General features: G+C 58.8%; 14 protein-coding genes and 5 pseudogenes. 13 read left to right on the top strand and 6 right to left on the bottom strand.

Annotation, left to right across the window (positions count from 1 at the left end):
• The first annotated feature begins 42 nt into the window (after nt 1-42).
• Nucleotides 43-405 (top strand): acyl carrier protein, encoded by a 363-nt coding sequence (locus X739_RS1000000171290; protein ID WP_280940076.1) that lies wholly within the window; start codon nt 43-45, stop codon nt 403-405.
• A gap of 735 nt (nt 406-1,140) precedes the next feature.
• Here the strand turns inward: X739_RS1000000171290 and X739_RS136910 are convergent.
• Both X739_RS136910 and X739_RS01000000166955 read right to left on the bottom strand, forming a co-directional pair.
• A complete protein-coding gene (locus X739_RS136910) occupies nt 1,141-1,320 on the bottom strand; it encodes a hypothetical protein (protein WP_031252666.1) in 180 nt (59 codons plus the stop codon).
• Nucleotides 1,317-2,010, bottom strand: a pseudogene (locus X739_RS01000000166955) (IS6 family transposase); the annotation flags it as partial. The pseudogene X739_RS01000000166955 and the gene X739_RS136910, both read right to left, overlap by 4 nt.
• 325 nt (nt 2,011-2,335) lie before the next feature.
• Between X739_RS01000000166955 and X739_RS136905 the strand changes: the two are divergent.
• The 3 genes and pseudogenes from X739_RS136905 (at nt 2,336) to X739_RS01000000166960 (ending at nt 3,841) form a co-directional block, all read left to right on the top strand.
• Nucleotides 2,336-2,713 carry a hypothetical protein gene (locus X739_RS136905; protein ID WP_023785264.1) on the top strand — a complete coding sequence of 126 codons (378 nt, stop codon included), beginning with the start codon at nt 2,336-2,338 and terminating at the stop codon, nt 2,711-2,713.
• Between the two features lie 200 nt (nt 2,714-2,913).
• Nucleotides 2,914-3,113 (top strand): annotated as a pseudogene (locus tag X739_RS1000000169015) (DUF1403 family protein); the annotation flags it as partial.
• A 50-nt stretch (nt 3,114-3,163) separates the two neighbouring features.
• Nucleotides 3,164-3,841 (top strand): annotated as a pseudogene (locus X739_RS01000000166960) (IS6 family transposase).
• A 156-nt stretch (nt 3,842-3,997) separates the two neighbouring features.
• Here the strand turns inward: X739_RS01000000166960 and X739_RS136900 are convergent.
• The 3 genes and pseudogenes from X739_RS136900 to X739_RS1000000171295 form a co-directional block, all read right to left on the bottom strand.
• Nucleotides 3,998-5,917, bottom strand: coding sequence for a potassium transporter Kup (locus X739_RS136900; protein ID WP_023796637.1), 1,920 nt, complete (start codon nt 5,915-5,917; stop codon nt 3,998-4,000).
• Between the two features lie 751 nt (nt 5,918-6,668).
• A pseudogene (locus X739_RS01000000166965) lies at nt 6,669-7,599 on the bottom strand (IS110 family transposase).
• Nucleotides 7,569-7,694, bottom strand: a complete 126-nt coding sequence (locus tag X739_RS1000000171295; protein ID WP_023796640.1) for a hypothetical protein — start codon at nt 7,692-7,694, stop codon at nt 7,569-7,571. The pseudogene X739_RS01000000166965 and the gene X739_RS1000000171295 overlap by 31 nt, the downstream one beginning before the upstream one ends.
• A gap of 66 nt (nt 7,695-7,760) precedes the next feature.
• Here X739_RS1000000171295 and X739_RS136895 point away from each other — a divergent pair.
• From X739_RS136895 to virD4, 3 genes and pseudogenes are all read left to right on the top strand, one after another.
• Nucleotides 7,761-8,036 (top strand): annotated as a pseudogene (locus tag X739_RS136895) (integrase core domain-containing protein); the annotation flags it as partial.
• A gap of 211 nt (nt 8,037-8,247) precedes the next feature.
• Nucleotides 8,248-9,114, top strand: a complete 867-nt coding sequence (locus X739_RS0136380) for a hypothetical protein (RefSeq protein ID WP_031248766.1) — start codon at nt 8,248-8,250, stop codon at nt 9,112-9,114.
• 246 nt (nt 9,115-9,360) lie between these two features.
• Nucleotides 9,361-11,181 (top strand): type IV secretion system ATPase VirD4, encoded by a 1,821-nt coding sequence (gene virD4, locus X739_RS136890; RefSeq protein ID WP_023796643.1) that lies wholly within the window; start codon nt 9,361-9,363, stop codon nt 11,179-11,181.
• A gap of 687 nt (nt 11,182-11,868) precedes the next feature.
• Here virD4 and X739_RS136885 read toward each other — a convergent pair.
• A complete protein-coding gene (locus X739_RS136885) occupies nt 11,869-12,675 on the bottom strand; it encodes a response regulator (protein WP_031252667.1) in 807 nt (268 codons plus the stop codon).
• A gap of 1,295 nt (nt 12,676-13,970) precedes the next feature.
• Between X739_RS136885 and X739_RS136880 the strand changes: the two genes are divergently transcribed.
• From X739_RS136880 to X739_RS136855, 6 genes are all read left to right on the top strand, one after another.
• Nucleotides 13,971-14,756 carry a type IV secretion system lytic transglycosylase VirB1 gene (locus tag X739_RS136880; RefSeq protein WP_023775348.1) on the top strand — a complete coding sequence of 262 codons (786 nt, stop codon included), beginning with the start codon at nt 13,971-13,973 and terminating at the stop codon, nt 14,754-14,756.
• Between the two features lie 74 nt (nt 14,757-14,830).
• On the top strand, nt 14,831-15,136 hold the full coding sequence (gene virB2, locus X739_RS136875) for a pilin major subunit VirB2 (RefSeq protein ID WP_023673707.1): 306 nt from the start codon (nt 14,831-14,833) through the stop codon (nt 15,134-15,136).
• On the top strand, nt 15,136-15,462 hold the full coding sequence (locus X739_RS136870; protein WP_023679584.1) for a type IV secretion system protein VirB3: 327 nt from the start codon (nt 15,136-15,138) through the stop codon (nt 15,460-15,462). Before virB2 ends, X739_RS136870 begins: the two co-directional genes overlap by 1 nt.
• Nucleotides 15,462-17,831, top strand: coding sequence for a VirB4 family type IV secretion/conjugal transfer ATPase (locus X739_RS136865; protein WP_023775347.1), 2,370 nt, complete (start codon nt 15,462-15,464; stop codon nt 17,829-17,831). Before X739_RS136870 ends, X739_RS136865 begins: the two co-directional genes overlap by 1 nt.
• A gap of 13 nt (nt 17,832-17,844) precedes the next feature.
• Entirely contained in the window at nt 17,845-18,528 is a 684-nt protein-coding gene (locus X739_RS136860) for a type VI secretion protein (protein ID WP_023796645.1), read from the top strand.
• Nucleotides 18,529-18,586: 58 nt separating this feature from the next.
• A complete protein-coding gene (locus tag X739_RS136855) occupies nt 18,587-19,474 on the top strand; it encodes a type IV secretion system protein (protein ID WP_023762840.1) in 888 nt (295 codons plus the stop codon).
• Nucleotides 19,475-19,480: the final 6 nt, after the last annotated feature.

Consider the following 19,480-nt stretch of genomic DNA (forward strand, 5'->3'; position numbering starts at 1 on the left):
AGATACTCGGCGATGAGGCGCCGCATTGCGGCATCATCGTCAATGACAAGAACATGTTTCAACGGCACACCTCGCTTTGGGGGTTGCGCCCCGATCAGGGTTGCATTACCTGAATCTGCAAGCAAAAGGTATGTATTAGTGACGACATTACTTGAAATTGAACAACTGGTTCTCAAAACCCTCAACGCTCTAGTTGCCGAAAACGTAGAGGTGTCGATGGCAACCAGAATGCGGGATCTCGGCCTCGACAGCCTCGACTATAACGAGCTTGCTACGGCGATCGAGAGCCGACTTGGCTGGTTTGTCGACGATTACAAGCTCTGGCAATACGAGTCCGTAAGGCATGTCGCCGACGCCGTCGCCAGTCAGGAGTTGCGCACCCCTGGCCTGGGCAGGACATGTTAAGCGGAACCACCAGCAGTGCGGCAAGTGCTGGAGTAGTGCTGTAGGCACAGGTTACGGTGAGGCCAGCTTGGGCGGCGGTAGCTATGGCCATTGCTTGTGTGTTTGAGAACTGTTGGGTCAGCCCGGTCCATGTCCCAGTGCCGATGCCCCCATTGGTGGCGTTGCCCGCAATTGCGATCGCTGCGCCCAGGGCACCAATGCTGACGGTCGTTGTCAGGCCACCCGTTGAATTGTTGTCAGAGGCAACAGTGCCCACCACACCATCCCAATTGGTGGTCGTATAGACCGACATGTAGTCACGGAACACGCTCTCACTATACGTGGTCACGATCGTTGCCGTCGTACGGGTTGGCACGAGGGCTGACCACACTGACAGATAGACCACACCAGAATTGAAGATGCTTTCCACCTGAGCGAGAAGGGTGGCAGCCACACCCCCAATCGTCATACTGTTGACGGTCACTGCACTTTCGGTGTCAGTGGTCTCAGTTGTCACGATGACACGACGATTAGCGTGTGGCGCGACAAGAAGCGGAATGCTGGTGTGGGTGTAAACGGTCGTGGCAGTCGAGTCTTCGTGAGTGCCATTGAAGACCAGATCTATCGGGAACATTTTCTCCCAGACGCCCGAGCTGCGCACATAGACCTGTCGAGCCTTGGTCCAGAGGCTTGAGATTTTCACCCAGACGGCGCTGGCCGCCCCCCAGACCCCGGAGGCTCTGACGTAAAGGGCCATTACGGCTGCACCCAGAAATCACCGTCCACGCCGCAAGAAGGGGCAGCGGCCGAGATCGTGACGCTGCGATTTGCCATCGTGCCGACGCCGAGAAGCGCCTTGGTCTGGGCAATGGACTGCGGTCGACGATAATTGTCCCCGGTGCCGTCACTCGACACGCGACCGACGAAGCTCGTCACAGCGTCGGCACCTGTGGCGTAGGTCGAGCGGTACAAACGCGTCGTGATATCACCAGCGCCATCGCGCTGAGGCGATGAACATGTATGGCGAGAGCAGACGTTTGGGGCAGGGCGGGACGAAGAGGTTGCGGAGGGCTGACAAGCTCGAGACGAAGCGTTGCAGGCCTCCCGGCGATCGGACCCCTGCATCATCCGCTCCCGTTTTCGCGGCGGCACATGGGAATTCTCCGCTCCGTTGTTCAACCCCTTGTGCGACCGGTGCTTGTCGTCCGGCATCACCTGTCGCTTTGCCGCTCCATACGAGCGCAGCTAGTCGGTGATCATGCGCTTCGGCGCGAGCCCCTGCTTCTTCAACAGCCGCGTCAGCAAGCGCTTGGCGGCCTTGGTGTTGCGGCGGCTTTGCACGATTTCGTCCAGCACATATCCATCCTGGTCGACGGCGCGCCACAACCAAAGCTTTTGCCGGGCGATGGTGACGACCACTTCCTTCAGGTACCAGACATCATTCCGGCACGGCGGCTTGCGGCGCAAGCAGCGAGCGCAGTCCAGCCCGAACTTGATGCCCCACCGGCGACTTGTCTCATACGAAACCACGATGCCGCGTTCCAGCAGCATTTCCTCAACCAGGCGCAGGCTCAGCGGAAACCGGAAATAAAGCCAGACCGCGTGGGCGATAATAGGCGGCGGAAATTGGGGGGTAGCTGACGGCGGGCGTATTCATGCCCCCCGGCGTCCATGTCGCAAATCTTGACGATTGCTTTGTGTGTCAAGCCCGCCGCAGGTCTCAACGCGTTCATATGCAGACATTGTGAAAATCGCCCTATTCCGCCTTTTTTTACCGCCCCTTAAGTCCCCCGCTCGCATGCTTGTCGATGCATTGAACTCATAGCCATCGGCCAAGGATTTTGGAAAATATGTTTCCGCTCGCAGCAGAAAACGTGAGAGTCGCTGTAGGCCGAACGTCAAGGGGAGAGAGCGGTTTGATTGGACGAAATGGGTACCGGAGTACCGAGTCATGAAGCCACGAGGTAATCTGGTCCGACTGAAGCAATTTCAGGTGAATGAGAAGCGGCGACAGTTGCACCAGCTAGACATCATGATTGCCGATTTCGAACGCATGGCGCGAGAACTGGACTTCCAGATAAACGCCGAGGAAACGAAGGCCGGCATCTCCGATGTCAATCATTTCGCTTATCCGACGTTCGCCAAGGCCGCTCGCCTACGTCGTGACAACGTCAAGAATTCGCAATCGGACCTTCTGCGGCAGAGAACCGCAGCCGAGCCATGCCTCGCCGAGGCTGAAGCAGAGCTCTCCAAGGCGCAATTGCTAGAATCGCGCAGCGGCAGAGGCCACGACCTCGAACCCGGCAACCGAAGCGCCATGATCGGCTGAGCCGGACGGCTTCAGCGCGCCTCATTTCGCGACACCGACTGGCCGTTGGCGCGCGAGAGGGCGTGCGGGCACTGTAAAGATATCAGCGTCTTGATGCAGCGATAGCTGGTCGGGACGGCTGTCATGCTGCGGGGACATACGCGATTTTGTTCCAGATTTGCATAGCGGCGTTACGCAGGTATGGGGGAAAGTGGAATTGGTTGGCAATCGGATCATCGGTGGAGACGAACCGCTGCCGGCGGACCGGCGCCTGGCGGCAACGCCTGGCGCTTTCGGCGGCGGCGGTAACGGCAAAGCAGGCTGGCCGCGTCGAGGATGAAGCGGCCCCTGCGTGATGCCGTTCTGCTCACGGCCGGGAGACGGGGTCGGCCCCGCCGGCCGGATGCTGCTCGCTTGGCGCGGCACCGTAAAGTCAACCGACAGCTTATGAAGATGTGCGTACATTGGGCCATGTCAGAAGTTGCTCGTGGTCCGCTCTATGGTCGCCACCGCTTTCCCCCGAGATCATTGCGCACGCGGTATGGCTCTACTTTCGCTTTCCGCTCAGCCTGCGCGTGGTTGAGGACATGCTGGCGGCCCGCGGCATCATCGTCACGCATCAGACCGTTCGAAGCTGCGCGGAGAAATTCGGACGGCATTTCGCCCAGGAGATCAATATCAGCCGGCTGCCTGGGCGACAAATGGCATCTCGACGAATGTGTCGTGGCTATCAGTGGCAAGAAGCAGTGGCTCTGGCGTGCCGTCGATCAGGACGGCTTCGTCCTCGAAGTGCTGGTACAAAGCCGCCGAAATGCCAAGGCGGCAAAGCGTCTGATGCTCAAGTTGCTGAAAGCTCAAGGGCGGACACCACGGATCATGATCACCGACAAGCTCCGATGCTATGATGCCGCCATGCGCGCCCATGCCCGGCATCGAACACCGGTCGCACACAGGCCTGAATAATCGAGCGGAAAATTCGCACCAGCCGACCCGACGACGCGAAAGGATCATGAAACGCTTCAAGTCGGCACGCCAGCTTCAGCGGTTCGTTTCCATCCATGATCCGATTGCCGACCTGCTCACTTTCCCTGCAATGCGCTGTCATCGGCTCAACATCGAGACCTGCGTAACGCCCCCATGCAAATCTGAACAAAATCGCGTGTGTCGCCACAGCGTGACAGCCGTCCCGGCCAGCTATCGCTGCATCAAGCCGCTGAAACTTACAGTGCCGGGCGCGCTGCTACCTGAATTTCCTTAACGCTCATTCAATGTGACAGCACCGATTCTTCTCAACCGCGGCATGCCCTAAATCGTCACTTGCGTTCCGATCTCGACGACGCGTCCGGTCGGGATCTGGAAATATTCGGTCGCATCGGCGGCCGTGCGTGCCAGGCCGATGAACAGCTTGTCCTGCCACACCGGCATGCCCGAATTGGGCGAGGCTTTGAGCGAGCGCCTCGACAGGAAGAAGGATGTCGTCATGATGTCGAACTTCCAGCCTTGCTTGCGGCAGATCGCCAGCGCGCGCGGGATGTTCGGCTGCTCCATGTAGCCGAAGGTCAGCGTCACCCGCATGAACAGCTCGTTGACCGTCTCCATCTTGACCCGGTCGCTGTCGGGCACCACCGGTTGCGGCGCGGTCACCACCGAAAGGATGACGTTCTGCTCGTGCAGCACCTTGTAGTGCTTCAGGCTGTGCATCAGCGCGGTTGGCGCGCTGAGTGGATCGCTCGTCAGGAACACCGCGGTGCCGGACACCAGCTGCGGCTCTTTCTTCAGGAGATTGCCGGCGAGGAAATCGAGCGGGATTTCGTTGCGGCGGGTCTTGTCGAAGAGATAGCGGCTGCCGCGCACCCAGGTCCACATAGCCAGCACAATGGTGAAGGCCACCGCCAGCGAAGCCCAGCCACCCTCGAACACCTTGACGATGTTGGAGGCAAAGAAGCCGATGTCGATGAAGCCGAACAGCGCCGTCATGGCGACCGCCACCCACAGCCGCCATTTCCAGATCCGGTTCATGACGACGAACAGCAGCACCGTCGTCACCAGCATGTTGCCGGTCACCGAGATGCCATAGGCGGAGGCGAGCTTGCTCGATTCGCCGAAACCGACGACCAGCAGCATCACCGCCAGCGCCAGCAACAGATTGACGCGCGGCATGTAGATCTGGCCCGACTGCCGTTCCGAGGTGTGCAGGATTTCGAGGCGCGGCAGCATATTGAGCTGCACCGCCTGTCGGGTCAGCGAGAAGGCGCCGGAGATGACCGCCTGGCTGGCGATGACAGTCGCGGCCGTCGCCAGCACGACCATCGGGATCAGCGTCCAGCCTTCGTTCATCTCGAAGAATGGATGGCCGACGACGCCGTTCTTGGCCAGCACGAAGGCGCCTTGCCCGGCATAATTGAGCAGCAGGCAGGGAAACACGATCGCCAGCCAGGCCAGCACGATCGGCTTGCGGCCGAAATGGCCGAGATCGGCATAGAGTGCTTCGGCGCCGGTGACGGCGAGGAAGATGGCGCCGATGGTCACGAAAGCGACGTCGGGCGAATTGATCAGGAAGGCGACGATGTAGTGCGGGCTCACCGCCCACAGGATTTCTGGATCGGCGATGATGTGGTTGAGACCGGAAAGGCCAATTGCCAGGAACCATACGGCGGTCACCGGGCCGAACACCAATCCCACCCCGCCGGTGCCAAAGCGCTGCACCGCGAACACCATGGCCAGGATGACCAGTGTCAGCGGCACCACATAGGGCTGGAAGGTCGGCGTGACGACGTTCATACCCTCGACAGCCGACAGCACCGAAATCGCGGGCGTGATGACCGCGTCGCCGAAAAACAGCGAGGCGCCGACGATGCCGATGCCCAGGATCACCGCCGACCGCTTGGGGAAACTGCCGCGCGCTAGCGCCATCAGCGACAGCACGCCGCCCTCGCCGCCGTTATCGGCGCGCAGCACGAACATGATGTACTTGATGGTGACGATGATAGTCAGCGACCAGATGATCAGCGACAGCACGCCGAGGATATCGCCGCGCTCGGCGACATTGCCGCCCGACGACGCCACCAGCGCCTCACGGAACGCGTAGATCGGGCTGGTGCCAATATCGCCATAGACAACGCCGAGCGCGCCTAGCATCAGCACCTTGGGGCTTTGCTGTTCGATTGCCGGATGGCTCGATTGTTCGACGGGTTCTGCCTCGCTACCGGTATTGGTAAGGACCATGGACGACACTCCGATAAGGGGCGGCCCTCTACCTTTGCTGCACTGCAATATCAAGTGCCGCGACGTAATGGCTCCGGATGCGGACCGCATTTGTTGCCGCACCGGCGGATTGTCTCATACGAAACCACGATCCCGCTCCCGGGCCATTTCCTCGACGAGACACAGGCTCAAGGGGACCTGAAGGAGGGCCAGACCGGATGGGCGATGATCTGCGGCAGGAAACGATGGCGCTGCTTTTAGCTGACGGCATATCTTTCTCCTTTGTGTGTCTGCCAGACGAGCGGGCGGGCACGGAAGTGGTCGCGCTCTGGCTGCCAGACATACTCGTCCAACCTGATGAAAACCTGACTTGTACACCCAGCCCAAACAGGTGCGAGGGGTCGGTCTATTACCAAAGGCTCTGAGGGCTGATTCTCTAGGGTTCCCGCCCAGATTGATCCGTGACCTTTGTTGTGTGCCGCCCCGGGTTGATCGGAGGCTCCATGTGTGGATGCCCCGTTTCATGCAAGTGCCTTTCGCGTCTTCGAGCATGTGATCGGGTGCGGTCATGTGTCAGGCCTGTGATGCGGCGTCGGAGGTGCCGCTGGCCGTCATGGAGATACGCGGATCAGGCGCAAATCAACTCGACGAGCTTTTCGCTCTTGGAGCCTCGGTGCATTTCCTGATCCCGATCAGACCGATCATTTGCCCTTGACGTTCACGACCTCCTCACATGCCGCCCATCATGGCCTCGCAGTCGCCGAGTGCATGCTCATGCTGCCGCGCTGCCAAGATCCCGGTAATCCTCTTTCTTTGTCAACATCGCCCATACCGAGCGAGCCATCTTGTTGGCCAACGCCATGGCAACCAGCATCAGCGGTTTGCGATCCAGCATTCGGGCGAGCCATGATCCTGGCCGCGCACTGCGGCGGGAGGCCCACTGGATGACGGACATTGCGCCGATGATCAGCAACCGTCGGATGTCCCGCTGGCCCATTTTAGACGTTCGGCCGAGCTGCTGCTTGCCACCGGTCGAGTGCTGGATAGGCACAAGTCCGAGCCAAGCGGCAAAGTCACGGCCGCGCTTGAAGGTCGACATTGGGGGCGCAAACGCTTCCACCGCCATGGCCGTGATCGGGCCGACTCCCGGCATGGTCTGAAGGCGGCGTGTATCCTCCCCGCACTGGGCTTCGCGGCGAAGGATTTTCTCCAGCTCGGCAACTTCGCAGCTCAACCGATCGACCTGCTCCAAGTAGACGCGACCAACGTCGACAACCAGTTGGGGCATCGTAGATTCGGCGGCATCAATCGCGGCAGCCAAGGTTTTCAGGTGAGCCGGACCTTGCGGTGCGATGACGCCGTGTTCGGCAAGATGACCCCGCAAGGCGTTGATCAGTTGCGTGCGCTGGCGCACCAAGAGGTCGCGCGTCCGGAACACCATCGACCTCGCTTGCTGCTCTTCCGTCTTCACCGCCACAAACCGCATCGTTGGTCGAGATCCCGCTTCAGCTATGGCCTCGGCATCGGCGGTGTCGTTCTTCTAGCGCTTTACAAGGCTTGACGTAGCTGGGCGGGATGAGCCTCACCTCGTCGCCCAGCTCCCGAATTGCCCGGCCCCATTCGTGTGCGCTCGCGCAGGCCTCCATGGCGACCACACAGGTTGGCTGTCGGGTCAAAAACGGGAGGACCTGAGAGCGAGCCATTCTCTTCCGGAATGCGACGCCGCCGTCGGCGTGAGCGCCATGAGCGTGGAAGACGCGCTTCGCCAGATCGATGCAATGATGGTGACGTTGTTCATGTCGTTCCTCCTGTTGTCCGCAGCCCATTCTGCGATGGCAATTCTGCCACGCCGCTGGCTCGGCGGGAGCGCTTGGCGGAGGCCGGCGTCGAACCCTCGGTGGGCAGTGTCGGCGACTCTTGCGATAATGCTCTCGCGGAAACGATCAACGGTCTTTACAAGGCCGAGGTGATCCATCGACGCGGACCCTGGCGCTCATTCGAGGCCGTCGAGTTCGCCACGCTCGAATGGGTCGACTGCTTCAACAATCGCCGGCTGCTGGAGCCCATCGGCAACATACCGCCGGCCGAAGCCGAGGAACGCTACTACGCCATGTTGGATGAACCAGCCATAGCCGCGTGACTCAAACGAAACGGCCACCGGAATGCCCGGGGCAGTTCACATCGCATTTGATGCCAGCTTCATCGTATTTTCTTCGGCTTGGACGGGCACTTGGCAGACCCACAGAGCTGGGAACCCTTTGCCATACTACAACTGTAACATCATATCGGTTTAGCAGGTCAAGCTTCGGTGGTAACCTCATTGGGTAGAATAACTACTTTGGAGGCGAGCAATGGATCGCGACAACAAACGGGCACGCGCAGCTGCAAGATCATCTCAAGGCGTGGGGAGCAGTAGCCTCCGTGACGTTCCAGAGGGGCCATTGAGCGATGTTGCAGAACGGCTGGTAACCGCTAACCCGCGCGATACAGCGCGAAATCTTGGGGGCTTCAAAGGCCTCGGGACGCACGAGCGAACAGCCGTTCGGGGCACTCAACCCGGGCCAGAAACTGACCTCGCGAGATTTGAAAGGCGGACCAATCGGCTTGGACGTTCAGCCATCAATCTGGCCGCGACATTAACAGCCGAATTGGGGTACAGCACGGATGACATAGCATTGCAGAAAGTCGGAGCGGCCAGTAATCTAGGCGATTACCTAACGCCAGGGCTGCAAGATGCTATTGTTAATCGCATTGGCAACATGGATCCGCCGTCGCAAGCTCTCGGAGCTTATTACGTTGCGCCACACTTCAGTAAGTTTACTGAGGAAAACAAATCTCGCATTCTTGATCAGGCCATTGGATTGGCTTCTTCTGATCCGGATGGCAATGTCAGAAACATGGCATCCAATGCTATTCTCAACATGTATCACCAGTTCGACGCAAATCAACAGGCCCAAGCTCACTCAGTTTTTCCCGGCATGCAAGACATCTTGCCGCACATGCCGCCGCCGCAGCATGCAGCAGAGGAACGGAGTGCGAATCTGGACGGCCACATAGCAGGTATTGAGGCTGCAGTCCGTGATACAGTAGGCCCGCAAACCTCCTATGAACAGCTGCAGCGGGGTGCTCAAGTCGGGCGGTCCATAAGCCAAGCCTACAATCACGCCCGAGAGGACCTAATGGAGGCCACCAGAAGCAGAGATCGCTCCGGCCGTTGATGTCTCGGCCATGGTACAGTGACGCTTTCTCTCCCGAATTCCGTCTACGGCCTTGCCGTTTCCAATTCGCTGGCCGTTGACGTACCTGCTTAGTGTAACTTTCAAGACCACGTCTGCCGGGTGATGCGCTGCAAGCATCGCACCACCCACTGCGGCATCGATCTGTCGAGCGGCGACATCGCGCGACGCCGGTTCGGTCTCTGAAGCACGCGCAGCATTAGCTACGGCTAATCCGGCAATGGAACAATGCTTTCAACAAAAACGACGCCCCCCAACATAGCCATTAGCATCGCGTGCTCACTCGCCGTGGGCTTCTGTGCGGCAAGTCTTTACGCAACCTTCCGCCACGGCGGCAGCGGCGAGGCTCTGATGGCGTTTGATGTCCGTGCCTTTTGGTTTGAGACGCCCTTCTATTTGGGTTTCGCAACCCCCGTTTTCTATCGGGGCGCGGCTATCGTGCTCTCGACGTCCGCGGTCGTCTTGCTGATTCAGCAGATCGTATTGCGCCGCAAGCTCGAACACCACGGGACGGCTCGTTGGGCTCGAGTGGATGAAATGCGACGCACGGGATATCTGCGACGATACCGTGGCGTGACAGGGCCGGTGTTTGGGAAGACAAGTGGCCCTTTCTGGCCTGGCTACTACCTGACCAATAGCGAGCAGCCTCACAGCCTCATCGTTGCACCGACCCGCGCTGGCAAGGGCGTCGGCATAGTCATTCCAACGCTACTTACATTCAAAGGCTCGGTGATAGCTCTGGACGTCAAGGGGGAGCTCTTTGAGCTCACCTCGAGGGCGCGCAAAGCCGCAGGTGACGACGTTTTTAAATTCGCGCCGCTGGATTCGGAGCGGCGCACAAACTGCTACAATCCGCTGTTGGATCTTATAGCGCTGCCTCCACAGCAGCAATTCACCGAAGCCCGCCGCTTGGCCGCAAACCTGATTACGGCCAAGGGGGAGGGCGCGGAAGGTTTCGTCAGCGGCGCGCGAGATATCTTTGTCGCGGGAATCCTTGCCTGCATCGAGCGGGGCACGCCAACAATCGGCGCCGTCTATGACCTCTTCGCCCAGCCGGGGGAGAAGTTTAAGCTCTTCGCGCGACTCGCCATGGAGACTCAGAACAAAGAGGCACAACGCATCTTCGACGACATGGCGGGGAACGATACGAAAATCCTAACCTCCTACACTTCCGTGCTCGGCGATGGCGGGCTCAACCTGTGGGCGGATCCCGCTGTAAAGGCGGCCACAAGTCGCTCGGACTTTTCGGTCTATGATCTTCGCCGTCGCAGAACGTGCATCTATCTTTGCGTTGGTCCGAACGACCTTGAGGTGATCGCGCCTTTGATACGCTTGTTTTTTCAGCAAATCGTTTCAATTCTGCAGCGGTCGCTGGCCCGCCGGGATGAAAAGCACGAGGTTCTCTTCCTGCTCGACGAGTTCAAGCACTTGGGTAAGCTGGAGGCGATCGAGACCGCAATCACGACTATCGCGGGCTACAAGGGGCGTTTCATGCTCATCATCCAAAGCCTTTCGGCACTGACGGGGGCTTATGGAGAGGCTGGCAAGCAGAATTTTCTCAGCAATACCGGACTGCAAGTGTTCATGGCCACGGCTGATGACGAGACTCCGAACTACATTTCCAAGGCCATCGGTGAATACACGTTTGAAGCAAAATCGATTTCCCACAGCCAGGCGCGAACGTTCGACTGGACCATTCAGAATTCACATCAAGGTGCACCGCTATTGCGTCCCGAACAGGTTCGGCTGCTCGATGACGACTACGAGNCCATTCAGAATTCACATCAAGGTGCACCGCTATTGCGTCCCGAACAGGTTCGGCTGCTCGATGACGACTACGAGATTGTTCTCATCAAAGGTCTGCCACCATTAAAATTGAGGAAGGTGCGTTATTTCTCGGATCGCATTCTGAAACGCATCTTTGAACGCCAGACAGGCGCCCTTCCGGAGCCGGCGCCCTTGACGGGAGCAGAGGAGGCACTCTCCGCCGAATCTCAACTCGATGACCCGCTGTGTGAATTGGCGCAGGACTTTGACGATACAGTTTGATGTGAGGCTGGTGTGGACCCCGCGAAAAAATCCATCCCGTGTAACAGCTTTGTCGCAGGTGCAGGACGCCGGCTTGGAAGAGGGGCAAGCGGGCCAAGCCCGGCGAGTGGGCTTTGAGCAGCACGTGTCCGAGGCGCCCCGGCCGCTGTTCGATGGTCGAGCTGACGAGCCGCCAACCAATCCAGAGGAGCTTCTGCGACTGGAACAGGGGGGCTCGCGAGGTGCTTCAGCGAGGGCAGGATCATCAAGCCGCCTCATCTTTTTTCAGCAACCCAGGGATGCCCGATGGACGGGATGACCTCAACAGAAGCGTGTCGGAGGCTTTCGCAAGCTCTGGGACGCCGGAGTTCGGGCCGCCGCCCCCAGTCTTGGCTGCCAGCGAACAGCAGATCCGCCCTTCGCCGGATGAGCTTGACCATGCAACCACCTGCCACCCGAGTGAGTCGTCCCAACAATGAACATTCACCAGCGCTGTGGCCAGCGGAGACGCAGAGGGCCCTGAATGCGCCGCAAGCCGTCGCCATTCAGCAGCAGCTGAGCGAAATCGGCAATTCAGGCGGCCGCGTGCCTATGCAGAGAGGGGCTGATGCGATCTCCGGACCGGTAGCTCTCGCCGTAATTGATCAGGCTGGTACTGTTGGAAGGCTTGATCAGCCTCGTCACCCCAATCTCCAGCATAGCTCACTGTCACGCGGCCAACGTGCCTCCGTAGCTAACGTCTACGTCAGCGTTGAAGAAGTACCCTGCGCCACGGGATGTTTTGACCAGGCGAGGGTTGGCCGCATCAGCCTCCAGCTTTCGGCGCAAGCGCATGATTAGGACATCGATACTTCGATCGTACACCTCTTCTCCACGCACACGGCTCGCGAGCAAAAGCCGTTCTCTGGATAGCACGTTGCGGGGGTTCTCCAGAAATGCGATCAAGAGATTGAACTCACATGCGGTAAGCTTGACCTCGCCACGCTCCGCACAGATCAGTCGCCGCTGCTTCACGCTGAGCTTCCAGGCCCCAAAGCGAAATGAGCGCTGCTCTCTGGTTCGCGGACTAGAAATGCGCTGGCGTAGCGCTACTCGAATGCGGGCCAAGAATTCGCNGCGAAATGAGCGCTGCTCTCTGGTTCGCGGACTAGAAATGCGCTGGCGTAGCGCTACTCGAATGCGGGCCAAGAATTCGCGCATCCCGAAAGGCTTGGGAATGAAATCGGTTGCGCCGAGCTCCAGTGCAACCACTTTTTCCGCCTCATCAAGCCGGTCGCCGCTGATCACTATGATAGGAACATCCGATTTTGTCGCCAGATTGCGGACGATCGCAAGTCCATCCTCCCGGCCTAGGTTAAGGTCAACAACCACGAGATCGACTGGCTCACGTGAAAGAACATAGTCAAACTGCTTGCTATCGTGGACTGCGGTTACCTTCAGGGCATGCATCGTGAGATACTCGGCGATGAGGCGCCGCATTGCGGCATCATCGTCAATGACAAGAACATGTTTCAACGGCACACCTTCAATCTTGAATCCCCTTGTCTAAACCTGTTGCCGAGCAACCCTGGGGCACCGACCCAGAACAGCTGCTCCTTGATACCACTCGCCGTTGCGTGCGGCCAATGTGAGGCCGTGCTCGTCCTGTTCTTTTCATCCCCAGCGAATTGACCGCACCAAGGCAGCCCGTGGCCACCAGACAGGTCCAAGCGCCGACATGACCCTGCCGTGTGGTCCTTCGCTTTTTCGCTTCGAGCTCCCCCGTTGGTGCAGGCCTGCCAATATCACTCAAGTTCGACCTCATGGATGCCAAGTTTCCTGCTATGCCCTTGCATCCTGGTCATCCTGCAGTTTGCGGACCTGGATCATCTCGATATCCTCCGGCTCGTGGATCCAGCTCGGACATGGTTGAGCAGCGCGGCGTTTGGCTTGATCGGAGAGGCCGTCGGCGGAAGAAGCCGTGATTCGCTGCAGCGGCCTTTGTGCAAAATAGTGTGTCTCCTGCCAAGCCGGCTTCGTCCAAGGTGGCCGGCGGCCTCAAATGCTGTTCGGCGACCGGCAGGTCGCCGGTTGCGGTGAACGTCCGGGCTAACATTTCTCAGTTACTGCAACTCCTCCATCTTGAGCGTGTCACTATGCTTGTCCATTGCGCCGTCGGACTCCGTCAATGACGTGCGGTTATCTGCCGATTGGACTGTGCATGATCCACCCTTTGGCGGCGGCGGCCGAACAGCTGAACGAGGCTCGCACCAGGATGGGCTGCGCCGCCACGTCTTCCCAGTTGACCCTCGCCGCCGCGCGGATTTGCGCCTTCGAGCCAGCTTCGCGGACGAGCTCGCGTCTCAAGCAATGATCTGAGTGTGCAGGGCTGCGCATGGCTGCTCTTTAAGGACCGGCAGCATACCGGCAAAGTTGGGCCGCTTTATCGCCTTAGTCGATTCCCCACGGTGATCCCGAGCCTGAACAAGCCCGCCAAGCTCCCCATTTTGTCCTTGGCTTGGCGCTGACAGAAGTACCATCCATGACGCCAAAGTCGTGGCCCACACTCCAGGAGCAACGGACGGCCGGGACGAGCAAAATCCTGTACAGGAGTCATTGTACCAAGATGCTCCGGATGTCGCTGGCTGATCGGGCCCGCGCCACCCACGCATGCGCAAGATGCTCACCCACGCTGATACGAACACGGTCTTTGCTTCAATTGAAACCGAAAAGCTGAACTTGAACATCACACAGTAACAAACCTCCCCGATAAGCGCGTGCCGGACAGGGCCAGAACCCGTCCGGCGGCTTGGAAAGGTAGGTGATAGGGAATGTTTATTGCAGCTTGGCCGCTGGCCATCGTCCTGTTGACATCCATGTCACTCCCAGCCGAGCCCGCGCCACTTTCTCCGCGTGAGTTCCGCAGCCTGTCGCGCAAATGCGCTCCCTGGGTTGCGCCGTCCACCCTGGCCGCGATTGCCAAGATTGAAAGTGGCTTTGACACGCTGGTGGCTCATGACAACACCACAGGTGAGCAGCTTCGCTGGATAGACCACCTGGAAGCCACGCGGGGCATCAAGGAACGCCTCGAAGCACAACATTCTGTCGATGTTGGATTGATGCAGATAAACAGCAAGAACTTTGCCATGCTCAATCTTACGCCGGAAAGGGCTTTCGAGCCCTGCGCCTCGCTTTCGGCTGCCGCCCACTTGCTTGAAAGCCGGTATGCCGGCGGCACCACTGCTGTGGCACAGCAACTGGCGCTTCGCCGTGCCATCTCGGCCTATAACACGGGCGACGTCACGCGTGGCTTCGCCAACGGTTATGTGCGCAAGGTCGAGTCGGCCGCAAAGGACATCTCAAGTCTCCTTGAGCGAACGCTGGAGCCGACTGCTCGAGATGTGCCGCACCTTGAGGCACCCGGTCGGAAAGCCGTGCCGCCTCTGCTCCAGCAGAGCCAACAGGCCAATAGAAAGAAGCAGCCCAACCAAGATTCTTGGGACATTTGGGGCTCGTATCAGCCAGACCGCTCCGGGGCCGATCCCTCCGGTCCGACAGGCAGCCAGGCTGCGAAAGCACGGGAACCCGCGAACCCGAACAAACTCGTATTCGATTGAAACATGGAGATGCAATGATGACGCCACTCAAGATACTTCGTGCGCTTAAAACGCGTGTTCCTTCGCCTTTTTCCATGCTGCGCATGGCGGCTGAATATGTACCGGCCGCTGCTGCAGGCGCGGCGTGGACGGTCTTCTACAGCGGGCCAGCCGCGGCTCAGGTGACCGGAGGGACGGATCCTGCCAAGATGGTCCAGAATATCTGCACGTTCATACTTGGCCCCTTTGGACAATCACTGGCCGTGCTCGGGCTCGTGGCCATCGGTATCTCTTGGATGTTCGGTCGTGCTTCACTTGGCCTGGTTGCGGGTGTCGTTGGAGGGATCGTCATCATGTTCGGGGCCAGCTTCCTGGGCAAGGCGCTCATAGGCGGTGGCTGATGAGCGACCGGTTGGAAGTGAGCACCCTCTATGTGGCGGCGACGCGCCCCGCACTGTTTCTGGGGGTGCCGCTGACGCTGGCCGGATTGCTCATGATGTTGGCTGGGCTTGTTATCATTATCCTTCAGAACCCGCTCTACGAAATCGTTCTCGCGCCACTCTGGTTCGGAGCACGGCTGGTTGTTGAGCGTGACTATAACGCGGCAAGCGTCGTGCTGCTCTATTTGCAGACGGCCGGCAGAAGCGTGGACGGGCCGGTCTGGGGAGGCGCAAGCGTCAGCGCCAATCCGATCAGAGTGCCGAAACGCGGAAGAGGAATGGTGTAATGTTCGGCGCCAGCGGCCGGACCGAGAGGTCTGGCGAGATCTACCTTCCGTATGTTGGTCACGTAAGCGATCAGGTTGTCCTTCTGGAAGACGGATCGATCATGGCCATGGCACATGTGAACGGTGTGCCCTTTGATTTGGAAGACGCTGAGATGCGCAACTCGCGCTGCCGCGCGTTCAACACTCTCTTGCGCAACATCGCCGATGACAATATCTCGATATACGCTCATCTTGTGAGACACAACGATGTGCCGGCGCCGGCGCCGCGCCAGTTTCAAAGTGCCTTCGCTGGCAGTCTGAGCGAGGCCTACGAGCGTCGTGTGCTGTCGGGAAAGCTCTTTCGCAACGATCACTTCCTCACTTTGATCGTGTCCCCCCGCACCGCAATCGGCAAGATCGGCTTGCGGATTGCCAAGTCCCGCAGACGGAATGAGCACGATCTAGCCACCCAAATGCGGAGCCTGGAAGACCTCTGGCACATCACTGCTGGCGCACTCGGCGGTTACGGTCTGCGCCGGTTGGGCATTCGTGAGAAAGGCAACGTGCTCTTCACGGAAATCGGCGAGGCGCTTCGGCTCATGATGACTTGCCGGTTTCTTCCGGTTCCGATGGTTACCGGCTCACTTGGCGCCTCGATCTACACTGACCAGGTCATCTGCGGGAAGCGTGCGCTTGAGATTCGAAGGCCGGTGGATAGCTCCGTCGGATCATTGTTTTCGTTCCGTGAATATCCGGCGACGACGCGGCCGGGCATGCTAAATTCCTTGCTGTCCGCGAACTTCCCGCTTGTCCTGAGCCAGAGCTTTTCCTTCCTCACTCGCCCACAAGCTCATGCCAAACTAAGCCTTAAGTCCAGCCAGATGACGAGTGCCGGCGACAAGGCTCTCACCCAAATCAATGAACTTGCCGAGGCAGAGGACGCACTGGCAAGCAACGAATTCGTGATGGGTTCGCATCATCTGAGCCTGTGCGTCTATGCCGACAGCCTCAATAGCCTTGCAGATCGCGCAGCAAGTGCCCGCGCACGGCTGGCCGACGCGGGCGCCGTTATCGTCCAAGAGGGCATCGGCATGGAGGCCGCATATTGGTCCCAACTCCCGGGGAACAACAGGTGGCGCACGCGCCCGGGGGCGATCACCTCACACAATTTTGCCGGGCTCGTCTCATTTGAGAACTTCCCAAGCGGTTCCAGTTCCGGCCACTGGGGCAATGCTGTTGCGCGCTTTCGCACAAACGGTGGAACTTCTTTCGACTACATCCCCCATGAGAATGACGTCGGCATGACGGCAATATTCGGGCCCGTTGGCAAAGGCAAGACGACGCTGATGACCTTTGTCCTCGCGATGCTTGAGCAAAGCTTGGTCGATCGCAATGGTGCGATCGTCTTCTTCGACAAGGATCGGGGTGGTGAACTGCTGGTGCGAGCCACGGGAGGGACATATCTTGCGTTGCGCAGAGGCGCTCCGAGCGGCTTGGCCCCTCTGCGTGGACTGGACAACACCTCCGCCTCTCGGGACTTTCTGCGCGAGTGGTTGATGGCCCTGATCGAGAGTGACGGCCGTGGTCCGATCTCGCCGGAGGAAAGCCGTCGGCTGGAACGCGGCATTGTTCGTCAGCTTTCGTTCGAACCCCCTATGCGCTCACTTGCGGGCCTGCGCGAGTTCCTATTGCACAGCCCCTCCGAGGGCGCAGGAGCACGGCTGCAGCGGTGGTGTAGAGGGGGGGCGCTTGGATGGGCCTTTGACGGCGACGTGGACGAAGTAAGGCTGGATGCCTCCATTACGGGCTTCGACATGACGCAGCTCCTGGAATATGAGGAGGTCTGTGCACCGGCCGCCGCATACCTTCTGCATCGAGTGGGCGCTATCGTCGATGGTCGTCGGTTCGTCATGAGCTGCGACGAATTTCGATTCTATCTACTCAACCCCCAATTCTCGGCCGTTATCGACAAGTTCTTGCTCACGGTCCGCAAAAACAACGGCATGTTGATACTCGCAACGCAGCAGCCTGAACACGTTCTGGAATCGCCTCTCGGAGCTAGTCTCGTTGCGCAATGTATGACGAAAATTTTCTACCCATCACCGACGGCGGACCGCTCTGCGTATGTCGATGGCTTGAAGTGCACTGCGCAGGAGTTCGAGGCAATCCGCCAGGGAATGGCAATCGGCAGCCGCAAGTTTTTGCTCAAGCGCGATAGCGGGAGTATTGTTTGCGAATTCGATCTTGGGCAGATGCGCGAGTACGTAGCCGTACTCTCGGGGCGGGCCAACACAGTGCGCTTTGCCGACCAGCTTCGTAACCAGCACGGAGACGCCCCAAGTGGGTGGCTCGACAAGTTCATGGCCCGGTACCATGAAGTTCAAGACTGACGGAGGAATATTCATGAAAATTGCCAAACTTGCAGTAACGACCCTTGCTGCTTCCCTTCTGCTTCACGGACAGGCCCGGTCGCAATGGATCGTCACCGACCCTGTAACAGAAACACAATCGACCTTAACAGCGATTTCCAATGCGGCGATCCTTGAGAGGTCAATCGAGACGCTCGCTACCACGATCGAAATGGTGACAATGCTAACGTCGTCATTCGCTGTCACGGGACTGCTAAGCTCACTGAACCAAGGAAATCATTACCCGTCGGGCAATAAGCTGGAGGAGCAGATGTTTGATGCTCGGGCGCCAGCTTCGATTATGGCCCGTAACATTGCGAAGGACCCAAATCGGATAGTCAACGGCACCGATTCAGAAGCGAAACTGTTACAGGGACAAATCGCCGGGGCCGCCAATGCCGCAGCTATTGCAGCCGACACTTTGGGCATGATGGACAAGCGCCTTAAGGATAACGCCGGCACGCTTGGTCAGCTTTCCCGCTCGGGAAATATTATGCAGGCCACCGTGACCAACGGTCTGGTCCTCAAGCAGATTCACGATGCGATGATCCAAAATGTCCAGGCCACGAGTCTGCTGACGATGGCCACTGCACAAGGGAGCCTTCACGCCGTGGAGGAGGCCGCCACGCAGCGTCGCGAACATCAGGACACCGCTAATATGTTTAGCATCCTCCCGTAAACCACACAGAGTTCATCAGGCTCAGCTGCGCTGATCAGGGACACATCAGGCTCACGCCATGAATTTCAAAATTCCCGCGCCATTCACGACTATACACACGATCTTTCATGGGGCCTTCACGTCCGGGCTGCACAAAGTGCTTGAAAACGTCCAAGCGGCGGTCAGTGCGCCTCTGGTTGCGTGTGTCACGCTCTGGATAATAATCCAAGGCTGTCTGGTCATGCGTGGTCAAGTCGATGCGCGCGGGGGTATCTCGCGCGTAATCATGGTGTCGATTGTCGTCGCCCTTATCTTAGGGCAGGCCAACTATCAGCAGTACATTGAAGCGCTCTTCGACGACACGATTCCGAGGTTGGCTCACGACATCAGTGGCAGCGACTTGCCCTTCATCGGAATCCCCCAGAAGCTCGATCTCATGTTTGCTTCAAGCCAGTATGTCTTTCAGCTGATTGCTTCCGAAATTGGGCCTATGAACGGCCAGGACATACTTGCTTTCGAGGGAGCGCAATGGATTTTCTACGGCGCGCTGTGGACAGCGTTCGAGATCTACGATGCCGTTGGAATTCTGACGAAGGTGCTCTTGACGATCGGCCCGCTGGTCCTTGTAGGCTACCTTTTTGATCACACTCGAGACATAGCCACCAGATGGATCGGCCAACTGCTCTCGTACGGGCTGCTGCTTCTCCTCCTCAACATCGTTGCAACGATAGTAATCGCTGCCGAAGCAGTCTCGCTGGCAGCCATGCTTTTGATGATCAAATTCTCGGGCACGACAGCAGCCAAGATCATCGGGCTTTACGAGCTCGACATGCTTTTCCTAGCTGGTGACGCTCTGATCGTCGCGCTTCCGACGATCGCCAGCAGCATCGCCGGCGGCTCTTGGGGAGGTGCGAACCGACCTCTTAACAGCCTCAATCGCCACTTTGCCAAAACGGCGGGTGGTTAATCAATC

It is taken from the genome of Mesorhizobium sp. LNHC209A00 (assembly GCF_000502915.1).
In the GTDB taxonomy this organism is placed as follows: Bacteria; Pseudomonadota; Alphaproteobacteria; order Rhizobiales; family Rhizobiaceae; genus Mesorhizobium.